This window comes from Streptomyces sp. NPDC018947 (assembly GCF_044390505.1).
GTDB lineage: Bacteria > Actinomycetota > Actinomycetes > Streptomycetales > Streptomycetaceae > Streptomyces.
Map to the genome: position 1 here is coordinate 60,061 of NZ_JBIRZD010000017.1, position 15,610 is coordinate 75,670.

General features: G+C 71.4%; 16 protein-coding genes. 14 read left to right on the top strand and 2 right to left on the bottom strand.

What is annotated here, in order from left to right; translation table 11 throughout:
* The first annotated feature begins 59 nt into the window (after positions 1 to 59).
* The 3 genes from ACH499_RS28290 (at position 60) to ACH499_RS28300 (ending at position 2,090) form a co-directional block, all read left to right on the top strand.
* Positions 60 to 965 carry a LysR family transcriptional regulator gene (locus ACH499_RS28290; protein ID WP_399019235.1) on the top strand — a complete coding sequence of 302 codons (906 nt, stop codon included), beginning with the start codon at positions 60 to 62 and terminating at the stop codon, positions 963 to 965.
* A gap of 106 nt (positions 966 to 1,071) precedes the next feature.
* Positions 1,072 to 1,683, top strand: coding sequence for a TetR/AcrR family transcriptional regulator (locus ACH499_RS28295; RefSeq protein WP_399019237.1), 612 nt, complete (start codon positions 1,072 to 1,074; stop codon positions 1,681 to 1,683).
* Complete coding sequence (locus ACH499_RS28300; RefSeq protein ID WP_399019239.1) at positions 1,680 to 2,090, top strand: DUF6069 family protein; 411 nt, start codon at positions 1,680 to 1,682, stop codon at positions 2,088 to 2,090. The genes ACH499_RS28295 and ACH499_RS28300 overlap by 4 nt, the downstream gene beginning before the upstream one ends.
* 50 nt (positions 2,091 to 2,140) lie before the next feature.
* On the opposite strand, the gene ACH499_RS28305 is transcribed toward ACH499_RS28300, so the two are convergent.
* Complete coding sequence (locus tag ACH499_RS28305) at positions 2,141 to 3,391, bottom strand: FAD-binding protein (RefSeq protein ID WP_399019241.1); 1,251 nt, start codon at positions 3,389 to 3,391, stop codon at positions 2,141 to 2,143.
* Positions 3,392 to 3,439: 48 nt separating this feature from the next.
* Entirely contained in the window at positions 3,440 to 4,696 is a 1,257-nt protein-coding gene (locus tag ACH499_RS28310; RefSeq protein WP_399019243.1) for an FAD-binding protein, read from the bottom strand.
* Between the two features lie 684 nt (positions 4,697 to 5,380).
* Here ACH499_RS28310 and ACH499_RS28315 point away from each other — a divergent pair.
* The 11 genes from ACH499_RS28315 (at position 5,381) to ACH499_RS28365 (ending at position 15,419) form a co-directional block, all read left to right on the top strand.
* Positions 5,381 to 6,112: a methyltransferase domain-containing protein gene (locus ACH499_RS28315; protein ID WP_356205124.1), complete on the top strand. Its 732-nt coding sequence runs from the start codon at positions 5,381 to 5,383 to the stop codon at positions 6,110 to 6,112.
* Positions 6,109 to 6,999: a 1,4-dihydroxy-2-naphthoate polyprenyltransferase gene (locus ACH499_RS28320; protein ID WP_399019246.1), complete on the top strand. Its 891-nt coding sequence runs from the start codon at positions 6,109 to 6,111 to the stop codon at positions 6,997 to 6,999. Before ACH499_RS28315 ends, ACH499_RS28320 begins: the two co-directional genes overlap by 4 nt.
* Positions 7,000 to 7,016: 17 nt before the next feature.
* Positions 7,017 to 8,501 (top strand): flavin-containing monooxygenase, encoded by a 1,485-nt coding sequence (locus ACH499_RS28325; protein ID WP_399019248.1) that lies wholly within the window; start codon positions 7,017 to 7,019, stop codon positions 8,499 to 8,501.
* A 50-nt stretch (positions 8,502 to 8,551) separates the two neighbouring features.
* Entirely contained in the window at positions 8,552 to 8,986 is a 435-nt protein-coding gene (locus ACH499_RS28330; RefSeq protein WP_399019250.1) for a DUF2834 domain-containing protein, read from the top strand.
* Between the two features lie 512 nt (positions 8,987 to 9,498).
* Positions 9,499 to 10,452: an urea transporter gene (locus tag ACH499_RS28335; protein WP_356205128.1), complete on the top strand. Its 954-nt coding sequence runs from the start codon at positions 9,499 to 9,501 to the stop codon at positions 10,450 to 10,452.
* Positions 10,453 to 10,455: 3 nt separating this feature from the next.
* The gene (locus tag ACH499_RS28340; RefSeq protein ID WP_356205129.1) at positions 10,456 to 10,761 is read left to right on the top strand and encodes an urease subunit gamma; all 306 of its coding nucleotides are present in this window, start codon (positions 10,456 to 10,458) and stop codon (positions 10,759 to 10,761) included.
* Positions 10,762 to 10,788: 27 nt separating this feature from the next.
* A complete protein-coding gene (locus tag ACH499_RS28345; protein WP_356205130.1) occupies positions 10,789 to 11,199 on the top strand; it encodes an urease subunit beta in 411 nt (136 codons plus the stop codon).
* Positions 11,199 to 12,923 carry an urease subunit alpha gene (gene ureC / locus ACH499_RS28350; protein WP_399019253.1) on the top strand — a complete coding sequence of 575 codons (1,725 nt, stop codon included), beginning with the start codon at positions 11,199 to 11,201 and terminating at the stop codon, positions 12,921 to 12,923. Before ACH499_RS28345 ends, ureC begins: the two co-directional genes overlap by 1 nt.
* A gap of 96 nt (positions 12,924 to 13,019) precedes the next feature.
* Positions 13,020 to 13,718 (top strand): urease accessory protein UreF, encoded by a 699-nt coding sequence (locus ACH499_RS28355; protein WP_399019255.1) that lies wholly within the window; start codon positions 13,020 to 13,022, stop codon positions 13,716 to 13,718.
* A 55-nt stretch (positions 13,719 to 13,773) separates the two neighbouring features.
* Positions 13,774 to 14,481: an urease accessory protein UreG gene (gene ureG / locus ACH499_RS28360; RefSeq protein ID WP_399019257.1), complete on the top strand. Its 708-nt coding sequence runs from the start codon at positions 13,774 to 13,776 to the stop codon at positions 14,479 to 14,481.
* Positions 14,478 to 15,419 (top strand): urease accessory protein UreD, encoded by a 942-nt coding sequence (locus tag ACH499_RS28365; protein ID WP_399019259.1) that lies wholly within the window; start codon positions 14,478 to 14,480, stop codon positions 15,417 to 15,419. The genes ureG and ACH499_RS28365 overlap by 4 nt, the downstream gene beginning before the upstream one ends.
* Positions 15,420 to 15,610 lie beyond the last annotated feature (191 nt).

Below are 15,610 nucleotides of genomic sequence, written 5' to 3' on the forward strand. Positions count from 1 at the left end.
GCGCAGAGTTCGCATGGCCGCCCTGCGCTGCTCGCATATCCGCTGGTCATACTGCTGCCATGGATCTGACCGTATGGCGAACCTTCGTGACGGTGTGCCGGCTCGGGTCGCTGTCGTCGGCGGCGGCCGAGCTCCACCACACGCAGTCGGCCGTCTCCCGGCAGATCGCCGGGCTGGAGCGGCAGCTCGGCGTGACCCTGGTGGAGCGCCACGCGCGCGGGGTGCGTCCGACGCCGGCCGGTGAGGTGTTCCGGCGCCATGCCCTGGCGACGCTCGACGAGGCGGACCGCGCCGTCCGCGCCGTGCGAGACGTTCGTGACGGGGTGGGGGATCGGCCCCTGGCCATCGGCGCGACGCCCTCTCTCGCCGCGGGGATCGTCCCCGAGGCCGTCCGAGGGGTCCTGGAGCGGGCCGGATCCATCCGGTGGAGCCTGCTTCCGGCGCTGAGCGCACACCTGCACAACCGGGTGCTCGCCGGCGATCTCGACATCGCCGTCGTCACCGACGCCCCGCCGGGGCTGACCGTCGACCCCCGGGTCGACCGGCGGTTCCTCGGGCTGGACCACATGGTCGTCGTCCTGCCCGTCGGCCATCCGCTGGCCGGGCCCGGGCCGGTGCACGTCCGGGCGCTGGCCGACCAGATGTGGGTCGAGGACAACGAGGGCTCGGCGGCGCTGCTGCGCCGGCACGCCGACCGCGCCGGAGTCAGCGCCCGCATCGACCTCACCGCGGCCGATCTGCCCGGCAAGCTCGCCCTGGTCGCCACCGGTCACGCCATCGCGTTGATCCCCGGAGTGCTGACGTGCGCGCTGCGGGCCGATGTCACCACGGTCGCCCTCGTGGACCCCCCGGCCCGGGGCGTCTACACGATCGCACCGCGCCGCGACGCCCACCCCTGGACGGCACTCCTCCACGACCGGCTCGCCTCCGCGTTCGCCGGCCAACCGCCTCCCACGGGACGGTGAAGCCGCACCACTCCGCATCCGTCCGGGCGGGCTTTCCCGGGGGAAATGAACGGAGTGAGTACTCACTCATTGACGGAGTGAGTACTCACTCCGTAGGCTCGTCGTCATGACAGCATCCGAGGAAAACCGGACCACCCGTCGCCGCGCCCCCGGCATGTCGCCGGAGCAGCGCCGCGCGATGATCATCCAGACCGCGATCCCGCTGATCGCCGAGTACGGTGCCGCGGTGACGACGGCGAAGATCGCCCGGGCCGCGGGCATCGGCGAGGGCACGATCTTCCGCGTCTTCGCCGACAAGGACGAGCTGCTCCAGGCCTGCGTCGCCGAGGCACTCTCCCCGGAGCACGCGGTGCGCGAGCTCGACGCGATCGACGTGTCCCAGCCGCTGCCCACCCGGCTCGCGGAGGCGGCGGAGGCGCTCCAGGCGCACATGTCCCGGATGGGCGCGATCATCGGCTCGCTGGGACATCGCGGTGGCAAGCACCCCGGCACGGTGCGCGGCGCGGGGCGCGACGAGTCGACGGCCCGTATCCGCGCGGCCCTCGTGGAGCTGCTGGAGCCCGACAGGGCCGCCCTGCGTCTGCCGCCGGAGCGGATCGCGGCCCTCTTCTTCGGGCTGCTCTTCATCCAGCCGCGTACGGACGACGAGCCCGACCTGACCGCTCAGGAGCTGGTGGAGGTCTTCCTGCACGGGGCGCTGTCGGGCGGCGCCGGGTGAGCACCCGCAGACGGCGCCCGGCGGTCACGGTCCTCGCCGTCCTGGTCCCCGTGCTGGTGTGGCTGGTCGCGGACCCGCTGCTGGGGCACCGGCTGCGGATCGTCGACGGCGAGCAGACGTTGGACATCGGCGCCGTGCCCGTGGCGGTCGTCGCGCTGGTCGCGTCACTCTCCGGCTGGGGGCTGCTGGCCGCCCTGGAGCGGCTCGCGGCGCCGCGCGCCCGCGCCGTCCGGACCGCGGTGGCCGGCGCCCTGCTGGTCGTGTCCTTCCTGCCGTTGACCGGGGAAGGCATGGACGGCGGCACCCGGGCCGCCCTCGCGCTGATGCACCTGGCGGTGGCGGGGGTGCTGATCCCGGGGCTGGGCGGCAGGCCCCCCGGGGCGGGAGCCGGTGCCGCCCCGGGCTGAGCGCCGGCATCGGATACGCCGCGCACCGCCGGGAAGGACGGAGCCCGGTGCTACGGCCTGACCCCGCCGAAGGCCCGCCGGCCGAAGTGGGTCAGCCCGTGCCGCACGCGCAGCTCCTCGAGTCCTCGCAGCGCGGGCGCGCCGTAGAAGGTGCGCAGCAGCTCCTCGTCGAAGGTGTGGGCGCCGTAGAGATACGGCCGGCCTCCGGCCTCCGCGCAGACCTCCAGGAGCTGCCGCTGCACCTGCCTGGTCCGGGAGACCGCGCCCGTGTCGGATCCGGCCGCCGAGGCGAACACGCCGATCCCGTACTGGACGGGCGCGTCCAGTACGGGTGCGAAGGCGAACGGGATCGCGGGCTCGGGACGCCGTACCACCAGGAAGTACAGGCTGATCAGCGTCTCGGTCAGCGGGGGCTCGGACATCAGGCCCTCCAGCACCGCCGCGAACCTCTCCAGCCCGGCCTCGTCCAGTACGTAGTCGGCCCACAGGTTGGCGTGGGTCTCCCCGTGGAGCAGCGGGGACAGGTGCTGCTCCACCTCCTGGTGCAGCAGCGACGCGTAGTCGGGTACGGGGTGCGCCTGTTCCGGAACCTCGGCGGCGTCGGCCGTCCAGGACACCTGCGAGTACCAGGAGGTCCGGTCGTACATGCCGAAGTACCCGCCGACCCCGGGCTCCCGGGCGACGCCCGGCAGGTACTTCACGAGGTCGTGGAGGCCGCCGTGCTCGATCCGGGAGACCGGGACGGCGGCCTCGCGCGCGACGGTCCGCAGCACCGCCGTCCTGATGAACCCCGCCTGCCCCGCACCGCCGAGGGCGAAGCGGAACAGTTCGGAGTTCTCGTGGCCGGAACACCGGTGCGTGCGGCCCGCTCCGTCGACGATCTCGATCTCCCGCACCTGGTCGATCTGGAGACCGGACCGTATCGACCCGAGGCCGAAGCCTCCGACGGACAGCGTTCCCCCGACCGTGAGGCGGAGATAGCTGGGGAGCACGGGGTTGGCACGGCCGCGCTCGTTGAGCCAGCTCTCCAGCTCCAGCCAGGTGATGCCGCTGGGAACCTCCACCAGATGGTCCTCGCCCGTGAACCGCGGCGTGGCACCGTCACGGAAGTTGTCCAGTACGGTCCCGCGGGTGAGCGTCTGGGTGTTGCACGAGCGGCCCGCGCCGCGCACGGTCATGTCCTGACCGGCGGCGGCAGCCTCCCGCATGATCTCCTCGATGGTCCCGTCCTCTCCTTCCCGGACCACCTTCTCGGGGGACATGGAGCGGGACCGCCCGAAGTCGCTGCTGAATTCGCGCATCGTGTGACACCTTCCCCGTGACTGCCGTGGCTGAGTCTCGTGCGGGCGTTACGGCCGGATCCCGCCGAAGGCCCGGCGGTTGAAGTGGGTCAGCGCGTGCCGCACGCGCAGTTCCTCCAGGCGCTCGAGTGCCGGGGCGCCGTAGAAGCGTTCCAGCAGGCCGGCGTCGAAGTCGTGCGTGCCGTAGAGATACGGGCGCCCCCTGGCTTCCGCACAGGCCTCCAGCAGCTCCCGCAGCACGCGCCTGGTCTCGGAGATCCCGCGTGCGTCCGACCTCTCGGCCGCGGTGAAGATGCCGATCAGATACTGGACCGGGGCGTCCACCACCGGGGCGAGCGGGAAGCGGGTGGCCCGGTGGGGCCGCCGTATGACCAGGAAGTACAGGGCGACGAGCGTGTCGGACAGCGGATGCTCACCGACCCGGTCCTCCACCGTCCTCACGAACGCGCGGAACCCGGCCTCGTCGAAGACGTGGTCCACCCACATGTTGGCGTGGGAGTCCTCTTCCAGCAGGTGGTGGAGCTGCTTCTCCGTCTCCCGGTGGCTGAACAGCATGTAGTCGGGAACCGACAGCGTCTCCCCCAGGCCCTCGGGCTCGGGGGCGTCGGGGCCGAGCGACACGTACGAGTACCAGGAGTCCCGCTCGTACATGCCGAAGTAGCTGGACACCGCCGGATCCTGGGCGCCGTTCATCATGAAGTCCACGAGATCGCCGAGGCCACCGTGCTGGATCCTGGCCGCCCGGGTGACGGGCTGGTACGGAACCGTCCGCAGCACCACGCTCCTGATGAACCCCACCTGGCCCAGCCCGCCCAGGGCGAAGCTGAACAGCTCGGAGTTCTCCCGGCGGGAACAGCTCAGCGACTGCCCACGTCCGTCGACGAGTTCGAGTTCGACGACTTGATCGCTCTGCAGTCCGCACCGGACGGACGCGAGGCCGAATCCTCCCACGGAGAGGTTGCCCCCGACCGTCATGCCGAGATAACTGGGAAGGACCGGATTGGAGCGGCCGTGCCGGTTCAGCCATTTCTCCAGTTCGAGCCAGGTGATGCCGCTCGGGGTCCGGACGAGGTGCTCTTCCCCGGTGAACTCCGGCGAGCTGTCCGGGCGGTAGTTGTCGAGCACGATTCCGGGAGACAGCGTCTGGGTGTTGCACGAGCGGCCGGCTCCGCGCACCGCCATTTCCTGTCCGGCCGCGGCCGCCTTTCTCATGATGTCCTCGACGCCTCCGTCGTCACCGTCCCGGACCACTTTCTCCGGGGAAATGACAGCAGTGCGCCCGAAGTCCCGGCTGAATTCCTTCACCTGGCTCCACCCTTTTCACGCCGTCGGTTTTCCGACTCGGCCTGTGACTGTGCGGCAGTAGGAGGTCGCGCCTGTCAGAAGTGGGCACCGGGCCGGGGCCGGCTCCGGCGGACGCCCGCGGGAAACCGACCGTCGCGGGCACGACATGGCGTGACGCCGGGCCGTGGCGAGCGGTCGTGGCCGTCACCGTAGACCACGACGAGGACCGTGCGCAGCAGGTCGGAGGAACGGAGTGAGGCAACCTGACATTCTCTTGCCCGTTCCATTCCCGACCGTTGCGCGACAGGGTCCGGCTTCCTACCGTGGGTCCACAGCTCGCACGGTCGTCTGCGCGAACCACCGGGGAAGGGAGCATCGGTGAACGTCTTCTTCAGGCGTGCACTGAAGGCCGGACCACCGGCGGATCAAGCCGGTCCCGGCGCGCCCCGATTGATGGATAACTAGGACGGACCGCCACGCGTCCGCTCGAATGCGAGCGGGCTGGTCCTCCGCATTCCCGCTCCTCGTACTCCTCAGGAATTCCCCTCGGCGCTCCAGCCCGGCGATGACGTCCTCGGGCTGCCGCGACTCAAGGGGTTTCGAGATCACGAACGCCGGCCTTTCCCCTTTCACGGGCGAGCCGGGACTTGCGTGTGCGCCGATCGACAGGACCGTGGCCGAAGGCAGCGCGAAGGGGGTAGGCCGATGCTCGGGCGCAAGGCAGACGTGTCGGGGATCAGGCAGGACTTCATCTCCGACTACGACGGACTCGCCGACCAGTGGTGGGATCCGCGCGGGGCGCTCGCACCGCTGGGCTGGATCGCGCGTGCCCGCGCCGACTTCGTCCCCGCCGCGGGCCACGAGCGGGCCCGGCTCCTCGACATCGCCTGCGGCGGCGGGCTGTTCGGTCCGCACGCGGTCGCCAAGGGGTATCGCGCGGTCGGCGTCGACCTGTCGGAGCTGTCGCTGCGCGAAGCCCTCCGGCACGGCTTCGACGAGGTCGTGCGGGCCGACGTCACCGGCCTGCCCTTCGACGACGCGTCGTTCGACGTGGTCACCGCGGGACAGTGCCTGGAACACGTCCCGGACCCGTACACGGTGGTGGCGGAGGCATGCCGGGTGCTGCGCCCCAAAGGCACGCTCGTCGTCGACACCATCGCCGACACCGGGGTGGCCCGGTTCGTCTCCATCACGCTGGCCGAGAACGTCCCGATCGCCGGCCGCCCGCCGCGCGGCACCCACGATCACCGTCTCTTCGTCAACCGGGACCGGCTGGCCCGGGCCGCGCGGGAACACGGCGTGGAGCTGCGCCTCGTCGGCCTGCGTCCGCGCATGCGCGACATGGCCCGCTACGCGGTCGGGCGGCTCGACGAGGTCCGCATGGTGCGCACACGGTCCACCTCGGTCCTCTACCTGGGTGCGGGGACCAAGAAGTGACTGTTCACCAGGAACCCTTGCGCGCGGCCGTGCACAACTGGGTGATCGGTGCACGGCTCAAGACACTGCCGGTCACCTACGCGCCACTGGCCGTGGGTCTCGCCCTCGCCCACACCTCCGGCGCCGTCGAGTGGTGGAGCGCGGCCCTGACCGTCGTCTTCGTACTCGGTTTCGTCCTCGGCACGAACTTCTTCAACGACTACAGCGACGGAATCCGCGGGGTGGACGACCATCGCCAAGGGCCCACCCGGATGGTCGGCTCGGGACGGGCCGCACCGCGGCAGGTCTTCCGTCACGGAGCGGTCCTGTACGGCATCGGCGCCCTGGCCGGCGCGATGCTGGCCGTGACGGTCTCCTGGTGGCTCCTCCCGGTGACCCTGCTGGTCGGACTCGGCGGCTGGTTCTACACCGGAGGTTCGCGGCCCTACGGCTACCGCGGCCTCGGCGAGATCAGCATCTTCCTCTACCACGGCGTCGTGTTCGTCTGCACGCCCGTCTACGTCCAGACCGGCGGTGTCCCCGGCTCGGCCCTGGCCGCCTCCGTCCCCGTCGGCCTGCTCGCGTGCGCGCTGCTGACCACCAACAACCTGCGGGACCTGCCCACCGACGCCGCCGCCGGGAAGATCACCCTCGCGGTGCGGCTGGGTGCCGGACGGACGCGCCGGCTCTACGTGTTCTGCGTGGCCGGCGCCTTCGTGTCCGCGCTGCTCATGGCCTTCAGCCGTCCCTGGGTCCTGCTCGTCCTCGGCGCCGTGCCGTTCGCCGTCTTCCCGCTGCGCAGGGTGGTCGGCAAAGCGGGCGGCCGCGAACTGATCCCGGCACTGGAGCACACCTGCCTGCTGCTCCTCGTGTTCGGGAGCCTTCAGGCGACCGGTCTGATCCTGTGAAGCGGAGGAGTGGCGCGATGAAGCCGGACCACGAGGTGCTGGTGATCGGTGCGGGGTTCTCCGGCATAGGGACCGCCATCGGTCTCCGGCGGGCCGGCATCGACGACTTCGTGATGCTGGAGGAGCGGGACGACGTCGGAGGCAGTTGGCACGCCAACCGGTACCCGGGCATCGCCGTGGACATCTCGGCGTTCTCCTACTCCTTCGCCTCCGACCCCTTCCCGTCGTGGTCCCGGTTGTTCCCGCCGGGAGAGGAGCTGAAGGCGTACGCGGACCACTGCGTCGACAAGTACGGCCTCCGGCCGCATCTGCGCTTCGACTCCACCGTCGTCCGCATGAGGTACGACGAGTCGGCGCACCTGTGGGAGGTGTTCCTGGACGACGGGACCTCCCTGTCGGCCCGCTTCGTGGTCTGTGCCACCGGGTGGCTCACCAAGCCCAGGAAGCCGGCCATCTCGGGCCTCGACCGGTTCAAGGGCGACATCGTGCACACGGCGGAGTGGGATCCGTCGCTGGAAGTGGACGGCCGGCGCGTGGCGGTGATCGGTACCGGCGCCTCGGGTGTGCAGGTGGTGCCGGAGATCGCGCCGCGGGTGGAGCACCTCCACGTCTACCAGCGCACGCCCATCTGGCTCCTGCCCAAGCCCGACCTCGCCGTTCCGCGGGCCGTCCGCCGGATGTTCGCGACGGCTCCGTGGACGCAGCGGACGGTCCGGCTGCTCACCGACGTGGCGACCGAGGTCAGCTTCGTCGTCGCCATGGTCCACTACCGCCGCTTCCCGTTCCTGGTGAGGGCCGGCGAGGCCGCGTCCCGGCTCTACCTGCGCCGTCAGGTCAAGGGAGACCCCGAGCTGATGCGCAGGCTCACGCCCTCCTACCGCGTGGGGTGCAAGCGGCCGTCCCTGGCCAAGGGGTACTGGCGTACCTTCACCCGGGAGAACGTCGACCTCGTCACCGAGCCCATCGCGGAGATCACCGAGACGGGCATCCGCACCGCGGACGGCGAGACGCGGGACGTCGACGTGCTGATCCTGGCCACCGGCTTCCACGTCCTGGACAACCTGCCCCCGTTCCCGACGCACGGCAAGGGCGGGCGGGACCTCAGGGAGTTCTGGCGGACGGAGCGCTTCCAGGCGTACGAGGGGACGTCCGTCAAGGGATACCCGAACCTGTGGTTCATCGTCGGCCCGTACTCCTTCACCGGGGGTTCGTGGTTCGGGATGATCGACTACCAGGTGACCCACGTCCTGCGCGTGATCGGCGAAGCGCGGCGGCGGCGCGCCACGGAAGCGGTCGTCCGCGCCGAGAAGCACGACGCGTCGTTCCGCAGGACGCTGCGGCGGCAGGAGAACACCGTGTTCCTCGACCCCAGTTGCCGGGGGTCGAACACCTACTACCTCGACGACCACGGGGACGCTCCGGCCGTCCGCCCGGCCTTCACCTTCGAGGCGGCGTGGCGCGCCAGGCACTTCGACCTGGACGACTACCGGTACGGACGATGATCCCGCGACCTGCCGACCACTCGACGATCACTGCTGGGGGGACCGAGGCGATGCGTTTTCGTGAGGTACGGGGCCGGGACCGCTCCCTGTGCGTGCTGTACGGGGTGTCCGCGCTCATCGGCGTCGCCGTGATGGGCACGCTGGCCGTGATGTTCGTCGTGGAGAACGCGGACGCGGGTCCGGGCGGGGTCGTCACCGCCTTCCTCCGGGACGCGACCTCCAATCCGGCCTCCCGGTTCATCTACGCCGATCTGGTGCTGACCTGGGCGGCTCTCGGCGCCTACATGATCGTCGAGGGGCGCCGGTTCGGGATCCGGCACGTGTGGGCGTACATCGTCGGCGCCCCGCTCCTGGCCCTGATCGCCAGCTACGGCCTGTTCATGCTGGTACGCCAGCTCAAGATCGCCGCAGGCCGCGACACGGACGACCTGCCTGCTCACGGCCGGGCCGGGCGCCGGTCGGCGACCGGGGCGCCGGGCCGCTGACCACCTCGGCCGCCGGGTCCCCGGGGCCGTCTCCCGGCTCACCGGCCGCCGGAACGTCGCGGGGGCCGGCGCACCCGGAAGCTCACCGGCGCGGACGGTGCCGGGATCACCGCTGCGCGTACGCCGTCATGGTCCGCCGCTCCCTCCCGCCGTACTGCGGGAACGTCGCCGCGTGATTCCGCCCCACGTTCCCGACCCGAGGGTTTCGGCCGCTCAAAGAGAAAGTATTTGTACGGCACAGCAATTCTTCGGTCCGAGTCGAACTTTCACCACGGAAATCCCAAAGAATTCCCAAGAGTTCGCTCACCACGTCGAGCCATCGGCATACCGATACGCCCCCTCACGTTGGTGATCAGCGACTATTCCCATGCGCACCCGTGCGGTCACCGACTGTCATGTGCACTGGTCGGCCATGGTGGGCGTAGGGTTCAACAAGTTGTTGATCGGGCGTCACCGCCCTTGTGTCCGACGGATGTTGGCTCATTTCCACGTGTCCCCATCAGGGAGAAGGCATGCCTACTGCAGGCGGGGTGGCGCGGCCCGGACGCCGGGCCGGCGCCGACGCGGGGCGGATACCTCTGCGAGGCATCGCGCAGGTCGCCCTCAGCGCCAGCCCTTTGACCGGTCTGCTGTTCACCGCGGCGCTTTTCACGGACGACTGGCGGATCGGTCTTTACGGCCTGCTCGGCGCGGCGGCGTCCACCGCGGCCGCGTCCGTGCTGGGCGCCGACCGGGACGGCCTGGCCAAGGGACTGGAAGGCTACTGCGGTTGTCTGACCGCCATCTCCGTCGTCGTCCGGTTCGGCGCCTCATGGCGCACCGCGCTGCTCGCCGTCCTCGCCGGAGCGGTCTGCGCGGTGCTGAGCGCGGCGGCCGGCCGTCTGCTGGGCCGGATCGGCCTGCCCCCGCTGACGGCCCCGTTCTGCCTGGTCGCCGGGGTGCTGGAGATCGCCCTTCCGGCCACCCGTCCCGCAGCCGCGCCGCCGGCCGGAGGCGACGGGATCACCCGCCTGTCGGCCTCCGAACTCGGCGACGCCTTCTGCAACAACATCGGTCAGGTCTTCTTCCTGGACACGTGGTACGCGGGACTGATCCTGCTCCTCGGGCTGCTCGTCGCCTCCCGGACCGCCGCCGCCGCGGCGGCCTGCGGCAGCGTGGCCGCGATCGTGACCGCCTGCGCCATGGGCCTGCCCGCCGACCGGATCAGCGCCGGTCTGTACGGCTACAACGGGGTGCTCGTCGCCATCGCGCTGGCGGCGACCTTCCTGGCCCTCACTCCGTGGACCGCGGGTTACGCCGCGCTCGCCGTCCTCGCCTCCGTCCCCTTCACGGCCGCCTGGCAGGCCTTCGCCCAGCCGTCCGGCGGCTCCCCCTTCACCTGGCCGTTCGTCGTGACGACCTGGCTCTTCCTGGCGGCCGTTCCAGCCCTGGACCGGCCGGGCATCTCGTTCGAGAAAGCGAAGTGACCCATGAACCTCGCACCGCGCGAAATCGACAAGCTCCATGTCTACGTGGTGGCCGACCTGGCCCGGCGCCGCCGGGCCCGGGGCACCAAGCTCAACTACAGCGAAGCGGCCGCGCTGATCACAGAGGCCGTCCTGGAGGCCGCCCGCGACGGTCACACCGTCGCCGAGTGCATGGAGCTGGGCCGCCAGGTCGTCTCGGCCGACGACGTCATGCCCGGCGTGCGCGAGATGCTCACCGTCCTCCAGGTCGAGACGGCGTTCGTGGACGGGACGAAGCTCGTCACCTGCCACGACCCCATCAGCGCCTGAAACGCCGCCGGAAACGAGGAGACAACAATGTCGGGTGGAGCCCACTACCTCTACGGGGACGACCCCGTGGAGATCAACGCCGGCCGGGCCAAGGTGAGTCTCACCGTCGCCAACACCGGTGACCGTGCCGTTCAGATCGGCTCCCACTACCACTTCTTCGAGGTCAACCGCGCGCTGCGGTTCGACCGCGAGGCCGCGTACGGCATGCACCTGGACATCCCGTCCGGCACCGCCGTGCGCTTCGAGCCCGGAGACACCCGCGAGGTGGAGCTGGTCGCCTTCGGCGGAACCCGACGGCTCGTCGGTTTCGCCGGGCTCGTCAACGGCGGTCTGAACGCCGGCGACACCCGCCGCGCCGCGCTCCGCCGCGCCGAACACCTGGGATTCGCCCACAGCGGCGCAGCCGCCGCCACCGAGAACGAGGGGACCGACCACTGATGGCGATCATCCCGCGCAAGCAGTACACGGACCTGTTCGGCCCCACCGTGGGCGACCGGTTCCACCTGGCCGACACCAACCTGGTGGTCGAGGTCGAGTACGACCACAACGCCGGTTCCTACGGGGACGAAGCCGTCTACGGCGGCGGCAAGGCCATCCGCGACGGCATGGCCCAGGACCCCGCCGCGCTCAACCGCGAGGGCGCGCTGGACCTGGTCATCACCAACGTGGTGGTCCTCGACCCCGTACTGGGCGTCGTCAAGGGCGACATAGGCGTCCGCGACGGACTGATCGTCGGGGTCGGCAAGGCCGGCAACCCGCACGCGCAGAACGGTGTGGACCCCAAGCTGGTCATCGGCCCCGGCACCGAGGTCGTCTCCGGCGAGCACCTGATCGCCACCGCCGGCGGTGTGGACACCCACATCCACTTCATCTCGCCGCAGCAGGCCCAGGAGGGCCTGTCCAACGGCATCACCACCTTCTTCGGCGGCGGAACCGGCCCCACCGACGGCAGCAACGGCACCACCTGCACCCCCGGCCCGTGGAACATCCACCGCATGCTGGAGGCCGTCGAGGAACTGCCGGTCAACGTGGGTCTGCTCGGCAAGGGCAACGGCAGCCTGCCCGAGGCGCTGCGCGAGCAGGTCGAGGCGGGCGTGTCCGGCCTGAAGGTGCACGAGGACTGGGGTGCCACCCCCGCCGCCATCGACAACGCGCTGAGCGTCGCCGACGAGCACGACGTGCAGCTCGCCATCCACACCGACACCCTCAACGAGGGCGGCTTCTTCGAGGACACCCTGTCCGCGATCGACGGCCGCACCATCCACACCTTCCACACCGAGGGCGCGGGCGGCGGCCACGCCCCCGACATCATGCGGGTCGCGGGCGAGCCGAACGTGCTGCCCTCCTCCACCAACCCCACCCTGCCGTACACCATCAACTCGGTGGACGAGCTGCTGGACATGGTGATGGTCTGCCACCACTTGTCCCGCGACATCCCCGAGGACGTGTCGTTCGCCGACAGCCGGGTGCGCGCCGAGACCATCGCGGCCGAGACGGTGATGCACGACCTCGGCGTGATCAGCATCTTCTCCTCCGACTCCCAGGCCATGGGCCGGGTCGGCGAGTCCTTCGCCCGTGCCTTCCAGACGGCGCACCACTGCAAGGAGGTACGCGGTCCGCTGGCCGAGGACAGCTCCCGCAACGACAACGCGCGGGTGCTGCGCTACCTGGCCAAGCTCACCATCAACCCGGCGATCGCGGTGGGGGCCTCCGATGTGATCGGCTCGCTGGAGCCCGGCAAGCTCGCCGACATCGTGCTCTGGCCGATCCACTCGTTCGCCGCCAAGCCCAAGCTGATCATCAAGGGCGGCATGGTGAACTGGGCCCTGATGGGCGACCCCAACGCGTCCCTGCCGACGCCCCAGCCGGTGTACTACCGGCCGATGTTCGGCTCCTACGGCCGCGCGCGGACGCGTACCTCGGTCACCTTCATGTCCCAGGCGTCCATCGCCGCCGGCGTCCCCGGCGAGCTGGGCCTGCAGCGGCGGATCGAGCCCGTGCGGCGCTGCCGGACCGTCGGCAAGCGGCACATGGTCCGCAACGACGCGCTGCCGCGGATCGAGGTGGACCCGGAGACCTACAAGGTGACCGTGGACGGCGAGCCCGCCACCATCGAGCCGGCCGAGCGGCTCCCGCTCAACCAGCTCTTCTACATCGTCTGACCCACCCCGCGACGGTCCGCAGGGCACCCGCGTGTCCTGCGGCCCTCCACGGCCGGACCCCCACGCAGGGCCGTCCGGCAGGAACGGAGACCCGGCATGGACGAACCGATGCCGATCCCGGCGCTGCTGACCGGGCTCCAGCTCACCGACTCGGCCTTTCCCAGCGGCTACTACACCCTCTCCCACGGGCTGGAGGGTTTCCAGCAGGCCCGTGCCGTCACCCCGCGCAGCCTGCCCGCGCTCCTGCACGATCTGCTCCGGCACAGCGCGGGGCCGTCGGACGCCACCGCCCTCGCCCTCGCCCACCGCGCGGTCACGGCGGACGACTGGGACCGGGTGGTGGCCGTGGAGCGACGCCTGCACGCCACCAAGCTCGGCCGCGAGGCCCGGCAGGCCTGCGTCCGCACCGGCCGGCAGTTGCTCGACCTGGCCGGCGAGGTCTATGCGACGCCCCGGATCGAGAGGTACCGCACGCTCTACCTCGACGGCGCCGTGCGCGGCTGCCAGCCGGTCGTCGCCGGCGTCGTCCACGCCGGCAACGGCCTCACGACCCGGCAGGCGGTCACCTGCGAGCTGTTCGCCTTCGCGGCCAGCTTCGTGGGCGCCGCCCTGCGACTGCGGCTCACCGACCACCGCCGCGCCCAGGTCGTCCTGCACGGCGCCGCCCCGGTGATCGAGGAGGCCGTGCAGGCGGCCCTCGACCGGGAACTTGCCGACCTCGGCGGATGCGTTCCCCTGGCCGACGTCATGGCCGGGCGTCACGAACGCGCCGAGGCCCGCCTGTTCGCCAGCTGAACCCGGCCGGCCCCCTCCCGCCACCAGACACACACCACTCCGGACAAGGATCACCATGCACGACCCCACACAGGTCCGAGGCTCCCACCACCACGGCCACGACGATTTCGTACGGCGCCCCAAGGACGGCGTGCTGCGCGTCGGCGTCGCCGGACCGGTCGGCTCCGGCAAGACCGCGCTGATCGAGGCGCTCGTCCCCGTGCTGATCGGGCGCGGCCGGACCCCCGCAGTGATCACCAACGACATCTACACCTCCGAGGACGCCGCCCACGTGCGGCGCACCCTGGACGGGATCCTCGCCGCGGACCGTATCGTCGGCGTGGAGACCGGAGCGTGCCCGCACACCGCGGTCCGCGACGACCCGACGATGAACCAGGCCGCGGCCGACGAGATCCTGGAGCGCTTCCCCGAGGTGGACACGCTGCTGTTCGAGAGCGGCGGCGACAACCTGACGCTCACCTTCAGTCCGGCCCTGGTCGACCTGTTCCTGTTCGTGCTGGACACCGCCGAGGGCGACAAGATGCCCCGCAAGCGGGGGCCGGGCATCACCGAGTGCGAACTGCTCGTCATCAACAAGATCGACATCGCGCAGTACGTGCGGTGCGACCTCGCCCGGATGGAGTCCGACGCCCACGAGGTACGGCAGGGGCGGCCGGTGGTGCTCACCAACTCCCTGACCGGGGAGGGCCTGGACGCCATCGCCGACTTCGTGCTGGCCGACGAGGCCGCGCGGCCGGCCGGCCGGGAGACGGCCTCCGCATGACCGAGGCGCCCGCGCGGCTGGACCCCGCACACTACGAACCCCGGCGGGTACCGGCCCGGATGCTCGGCCTGACCGGCACTCCGGACACCCTGGCCGCCGGGCGCCCGGGCAAGGTCGGCCTGCTGGAACTGCGCTACGCTCGCGTCGGCGACCGCACCGAGCTCGTCGACCGCTACCAGAAGTCGCCGCTGCAGATCATGCGGCCGCTGTACGTGGACCCGCTGCGGCCGGACCTGCCGGTGACGTATCTGATGTCCACCGGCGGCGGCATCGTGCAGGCCGACCGCAACCGCCTCGACATCGACTGCGGGCCCGGCACCGCCGTGCACCTGACGACACAGGCCGCCACCAAGCTGCACCGGGCGGAGTTCGACCACGCCACCCAGGTCGTCAACCTCACTGTGGGGGCCGACGCCTACGTCGAGTACCTGCCCGACCCGCTGATCCCCTACCGGGACGCGCGCTTCTACCAGCAGACCTGCGTGACCGCCGACCCCACGGCCACCGTGCTGCTGGGCGAGACGATCGCGGCCGGCCGGCTGGCGCGCGGTGAACGGCACTCCTACCGCCTGCTGTACAGCGACCTGGAGATCAGCCGCCCCGGCGGCGAGTCGGTGGTGGTGGACACCGTCCGGCTGGATCCCCGTGAGCCGGGCTCGGTGACCGGTCCGGCGGTCTTCGGCGGCCACGACCTGATGGCCACGCTCTACGCGGTGACCCCGCTCGCTCCCGCCCCGGAGGTCGCCGACACGCTGTACGAGGCCCTGCTGACCACGGGCCTGGACTTCGGCGTGAGCGTCCTGCCCGACGACTGCGGAGCCTGGACGCGGATCATGGGCAGCGAACCGCCTGCGGTGGCCCGCGCGATGCGCACGGCCTGGGATGCGGTACGCCGCCTGCTCATCGGTGTGCCCGCCCCCGACCTGCGCAAGACCTGACGGTCCGCTTCCCCCCGGCCGACGCCCCGGCCCCTGCCGGCGCGCTCGGCCGGGGCCCGCGCGCCTCGCGGTGACGGTGCTGGTCACCCCGGACGGCGCCACGGGCGGGGAGGCCGCCCGCACGGGCGCTGGGGCCACGCCGGTGGGCGAGGCCGCGCCGGGTGCGGGACAGGCGCCGGACGTCCCGCCCG